Source organism: Mycobacterium sp., assembly GCF_049673265.1.
In the GTDB taxonomy this organism is placed as follows: Bacteria; Actinomycetota; Actinomycetes; order Mycobacteriales; family Mycobacteriaceae; genus Mycobacterium.
The window spans coordinates 1-5,206 of the sequence record NZ_JBATXN010000416.1 but is presented as its reverse complement, the minus strand read 5'-3'; the positions used below and the strand labels follow the sequence as shown (position 1 = coordinate 5,206).

General features: G+C 63.9%; 5 protein-coding genes. 2 read left to right on the top strand and 3 right to left on the bottom strand.

The window, feature by feature from the left end:
* The 3 genes from WBF82_RS14260 to WBF82_RS14250 form a co-directional block, all read right to left on the bottom strand.
* Positions 1–169: WXG100 family type VII secretion target (locus WBF82_RS14260; protein ID WP_424383649.1), on the bottom strand; the 169-nt coding region annotated here is incomplete at its 3' end.
* A 48-nt stretch (positions 170–217) separates the two neighbouring features.
* Complete coding sequence (locus WBF82_RS14255) at positions 218–1,429, bottom strand: PPE family protein (RefSeq protein WP_424383648.1); 1,212 nt, start codon at positions 1,427–1,429, stop codon at positions 218–220.
* A gap of 14 nt (positions 1,430–1,443) precedes the next feature.
* Positions 1,444–1,752, bottom strand: coding sequence for a PE family protein (locus WBF82_RS14250; RefSeq protein ID WP_424383647.1), 309 nt, complete (start codon positions 1,750–1,752; stop codon positions 1,444–1,446).
* A gap of 296 nt (positions 1,753–2,048) precedes the next feature.
* Here WBF82_RS14250 and WBF82_RS14245 point away from each other — a divergent pair, with 296 nt between their 5' ends.
* Positions 2,049–2,759, top strand: coding sequence for a thioesterase II family protein (locus WBF82_RS14245; protein WP_424383646.1), 711 nt, complete (start codon positions 2,049–2,051; stop codon positions 2,757–2,759).
* 690 nt (positions 2,760–3,449) lie between these two features.
* Positions 3,450–5,195, top strand: a complete 1,746-nt coding sequence (locus WBF82_RS14240) for an AMP-binding protein (RefSeq protein WP_424383645.1) — start codon at positions 3,450–3,452, stop codon at positions 5,193–5,195.
* The last annotated feature ends 11 nt before the right edge of the window (positions 5,196–5,206 follow it).

The following is a 5,206-nucleotide window of genomic DNA, read 5'->3' as shown; positions in this document are numbered from 1 at the left end:
TGGTGTCGTAGGACGTCATCTGGGCGGTACCACTCCAGCCGGCACCGGCGATGTTTTGGCTCGATGCCCACATCTTGCGGGCCTCGTCCTCAACGGTTTGGGCGTGCACATCAAAACGGCCCGCCATCGCCCGCATCTCATGCGGGTCAGTCATAAAACGCGTAGGCATAATTCTTTCTCCTTAACTAGAGGTCATTGTCCTGTTGGTGGTTGCTTGTTACCCGCCGGCCGGTGAGCGGGGCATGACTTTGGCGGCCACCCGGGAGCCCATGCTGCTCACCCCGCGTCCGGCCAGCGCGCCCATCAAACCCTGAGCGAACGGGCTGCTGGGCAGTCCGGCTGTCATGCTCGGGGCGGCGACGCTGGTGTCGGGCATTAGCGGGGCCGCGCGGGCGATCTCCGGGGACATGCCGTGCCAGGCGTTGGGTACGGACAGCCCTCCCAGGTGGTGCGCGCCGGCCAGCTGCGCCGCCACCGAAGATCCCCACGACTGCAGCTGGTTGCCCACGCCGGCCGTCACGCTAACGAGCTTGCCGTCGATGAATTTGCCGACGTTCTCCAGCAGCGAGTCGCCCATACTGGCCAGAGTCGAGCCGCTCACGCCGCCGCTGCCCGAACCGCTGCCCGAGCTCATGAACATACGCGCGGGCGTGCTACTCAACATGCCCAAGTAGTAGGTGGCCTGCACCGGAAGCAGCGCTGCACTGGGATTGCCGGCGATCGCAGTAGCCACCCCCGGGATCCACGCGTCGAAGCCGCTCAGAGTCCCCAGCGCCCCAGGCGTTCCCGTCCCAGCCGTGTAACCAAACAGGTTCACAAAAGCGTTGAGGAGCGCCACGACGAGGGCGTCGCTGGCGGCGTCGGCCGGGGCGGTTGCCGCAGTGGCCGCTGCGGGCATCGCACCGCTGGCCACCAGGGGCGCCGCGGACTGCGCTGGCAGGGTGCTGGCCGCCTGAGAGTTCATCTGATAGGTGTCCATCACCAGGGCGTCCTGGATCCACATATCCAGGTAGTTCGCCTCGGTGGTGGCGATTGCCCCGGTGTTTTGGCCCAGGAAATTGTTGGCTACTAACTCGGCCAACAACGCCCGGTTGGCGGCGATCTCCGGTAGCGGAACCATCGACGTGTAGGCGCTCTGATAGGCAGCGGCAGCTACCTTGGCCTGGCCGCCGGTCTGGGCGGCGGTGGCCGCGGTGCCTTGCAGCCACGCGATGTAGGGGGCTGTGGCCGCGGCCATCCGCGCCGCGGACGGGCCCAGCCACGGGCCGGTGGTCAGATTGGTGATCAGCGTCTGGTACTGGGTGGCGGTGGTCTCCAGGTCGGCGGACAACGCATCCCAGGCCGTCGCGGCCTCCAACAACGGGCCTGACCCCGCCCCGGAAAACATCAGGGCGGAATTGATTTCCGGGGGAATCAGCGAAAAGCTCATCGACTAGGCCTCGTTTACCCGGACAGCGCCGAGCTAGCCGCGTTCGTTATCTCGGTCAGCTCATAGGCACTGCCTCCCGAACGCAATGCGGCCACCAACTGCTCGTGTACCTCAGCGGCTTGGGCGGCGAGTTGTTGGTAGGCCAGGCCCTGCTGACCGAACTGGGCGGCCGTCATCGCCGACACAATGTCGGAGGCCGCCGGGGCCAACCCCGTCGTCGGTGCCGCAGCAGCCGCATTGCGGGCCACCATCGCATCACCGAGACCGGACAGGCTGCTTGCAGCCCCTGCCAAAACTTCTGGTTGAGTAGTTACGAACGACACCTTTGACCTCCTCAAGGGCCCCGCCAGCACTGAAGTTAGATACTACTTCAGGCCGGGCGTTGGATTGCCTCCCCAAAAGCAACTGCCACGCATCATGGCTGACAAATCGTATGCTTTTTTTGCCTCCGGCGGAATACAAATCGAAGAAACCATGTCCGCTCGAAAGGATGCGTTAACGACGGCGTTTGTCCCGCGAGTTGAACCCTAGCGCGGCGCCGGTCTCACATCGGCGACCTAGCGACGTCGCCGGCGATCCGCTGCCGGGAGGGCGCGAGCCCGGACTGTATCGTTGCCGCGTGACCGAACGCCCGCCGACGCTTTACATCTTTCCGCATGCCGGCGGATCAGCCGAATATTACGTTCCGTTTGCCAAAGCCTTTTCCGGCGACATCAAACGCATTGCGGTCCGATACCCGGGACGTGCAGGTACGCACGATCTCGGGTCTTTTACCAGCATCTCCGACCTTGCAGACAAAGTTTGCCGAATGGTGCCACCACCGGATCCTTCCGGCGAGAAGGTCGCGTTCTTCGGCCACAGCATGGGCGGGTTGCTGGCATTCGAGGTCGCCCGGCGGTTCGAAGTGGCGGGAAGCCCGATCGCTGCCCTGTTTGTATCCGCTGTTGCGGCGCCGGGCCGAGTCGGCTACGAACACATCCCGGAATCCGATCGCGGGCTGCTCGATGCGGTCAGCCAGATGACCGGCGTGAATCGTGAGTTCCTGGAGAACGAAGAATTCGCCGCCAAGATCCTGCCGACGCTGCGCGGACTCAAGGCCATCTCGAAGTACGACTGCCCACCGGAGGCAATGGTGTCGTGCCCGATCTTCGCGTTCCGTGGCGACGACGACGAAGTCGCCACCGACGAGAAGGTGTCACCCTGGGCGGAGCGCACCACGTCAGAGTTCAGCGTGCAAGTCTTCCCCGGCCATCACTTCTACCTCAATGACCACATCCCTGAGCTGGTCAGGCAGATCGAGAGCAAGGTCGTGGCCTACTGCGGCGCTTGACCGCTGTGCGCCCGGCCGCGCTGGTCGCGAGCGGTTGGAGCGCCGTCCGGTAAGGATTCTGACGGCACCGTTCATTTCGCCCGACGCTATTACAATCATGGCTAATAGTGCACAGAAGCCTTGTGCGGCTGATAAATTGGACAGCACAGCCAATTAATTGGACAAGGCGGCAGATTGATAAAGGCGCGAATTCTGCAGCGAACGCGCGGCCATATCGCTGCGTGGCGTATTTCAACGCCTGCAACATGGGCAACAGCGCCAACACCGCCGGGTAGCCATCAGCAAACAGCGCAGTCCGCACAGGCGCAGACCGGCGCGGTGATCGGCGGCGGCACGGACCGCGGTCCACCGGCGGTAGTCGCCCATCGCACAGCCTGTGCGAAAAAATCAACCGCTGGCGGTGATTACGGCGATTTTGCCGACAGCCGACCGGCGTATACAGATCACGCGAACGGCGAAGGCCCGATCGCGTGCGACGCCGGACGACCAGCGATGGCGCGCCAGAGTTTGACTGCTTAGCAAACCTATGGTGTGATCTAGCACGCAGGCGGCGCGCAGCTCCTGTTTGTCGCGCGTATTACATTCTTGGATTTTTGGTCCGAGAAGTGCGGCGTCCCTGTTAATCTCCTGCATCACAAGCGCCCTACGTTGTTCGTGGTCGGGGCTCTGATCTAGAGGGGTGGTGTCCCGATGGCGGTAACCGAAGCTTCGCTTCCCGCGGCGTTGGGGGAAACGGCCCGGCAGAAGCCGGATACGCCCGCATACACGTACATCGACTACGAGATCGACCCTGACGGCTACTCCCAGACGCTGACTTGGTCTCAGCTTTACCAACGCGCGCGGGTGGTGGCCGAAGAAATCGCATCCTTCACGTCGCCCGCGGATCGCGTGGCGATCCTGGCGCCGCAAGGCCTGGAGTACATCATCGGCTTCTTCGCGGCGATGGAAGCCGGTTGCGTCGCGGTCCCGTTGTCGGTGCCGCAGTTCGGCGCGCATGACGAACGTGCCTCCGCGGCCCTGCAAGACAGCGCGCCGACGGTGCTCCTAACGACATCAGCTGTTGTGACAGACGTTGTTTCGTACGCTCGTGCGCTCCGTGGTACGCCGCCGGCAGTGATCGAGATCGACGCGCTCGACCTCGACGCCGAGCCGACCTTCCAGCGCTCCAGCCGGCCGCACAACAAAACTGCTTTGTTGCAGTACACCTCCGGCTCGACCCGCTCGCCGGCTGCCGTCATAGTGAGTCACAAGAACATCTTCGCGAACGTCGAGCAGGTGAAAGCCGACTATTTCGAGGCCGAGGGGAAGGTCCCACCGTCGGACACCACCCTGGTGACGTGGCTGCCCATCTACCACGACATGGGTTTGCTACTCGGAGTCACCGGTGCAGTGACGATCGGGCTTCACTCTGTGTTGATGAGCCCGATGGCGTTCCTGCAGCGGCCCGCCCGGTGGGTGCAGCAGTTGGCCAAAAACACCCGCGTATTTACGGCCGTGCCGAACTTCGCCTTCGAGCTGGCCGCGCGGCGAACCACCGACGCCGACATGGCCGGGCTCGACCTGGGTGGAGTGCACACCGTGCTCAGCGGTGCCGAGCGGGTACACGCGGCGACGATCCGGCGTTTCCTCGGTCGCTTCGAACAGTTCAACTTTCCGGCAGCCGCGCTGAAGCCGTCGTACGGCTTGGCCGAGGCGATGGTGTACGTGGCGTCATCAGGTCCGGGGAAGCCCCCGACCGTCGCCAACTTCGACTACGAGAAACTGTCCGCCGGCCACGCCGAGGCCTGCGACAACGACAGCGGCGTAGAGCTGGTCAGTGTCGGTACGCCGCGGGCGTCCACCATCCGGATCGTCGATCCGGACACCCGCGTGGAGAATCCGGCCGGCATGGTCGGCGAGATCTGGCTGCATGGCAACAACATCGCCAACGGCTACTGGCGCAAGCCTCAACAGTCGCAGCGGACTTTCGGCGGGCAGTTGATGGATCCCTCGCCCGGCACGCCGCTGGGGCCGTGGCTTCGTACCGGAGATCTGGGCGTCATCTACGACGGCGAGCTGTTCATCATCGGCCGCATCAAGGATCTGCTGATCGTGGATGGCCGTAATCACTATCCCGACGACATCGAGGCCACGACTCAGGAGATCAGCGGGGGCCGTGTCGCGGCGATCTCGGTCCCGGATGATCGCACCGAGCGGCTGATCGTGATCGCGGAGATGAAGGACCGTGGCAATTCCGAGGAAATGCAACAGCGGCTTCGTACCGTACGAGCGCAAGTGACGTCTGCGATTTCCAAGTCGCACGGGTTGCGGGTGGCCGATCTCGTCCTGGTCCCGCCCGGCTCGATTCCGATCACCACTAGCGGCAAGATCCGCCGTTCCTCGTGTCTTGAGGTGTACCGGCAGGACGAGTTCAGCCGTTTGGATTCCACCGCATGACGCGGCTCGGC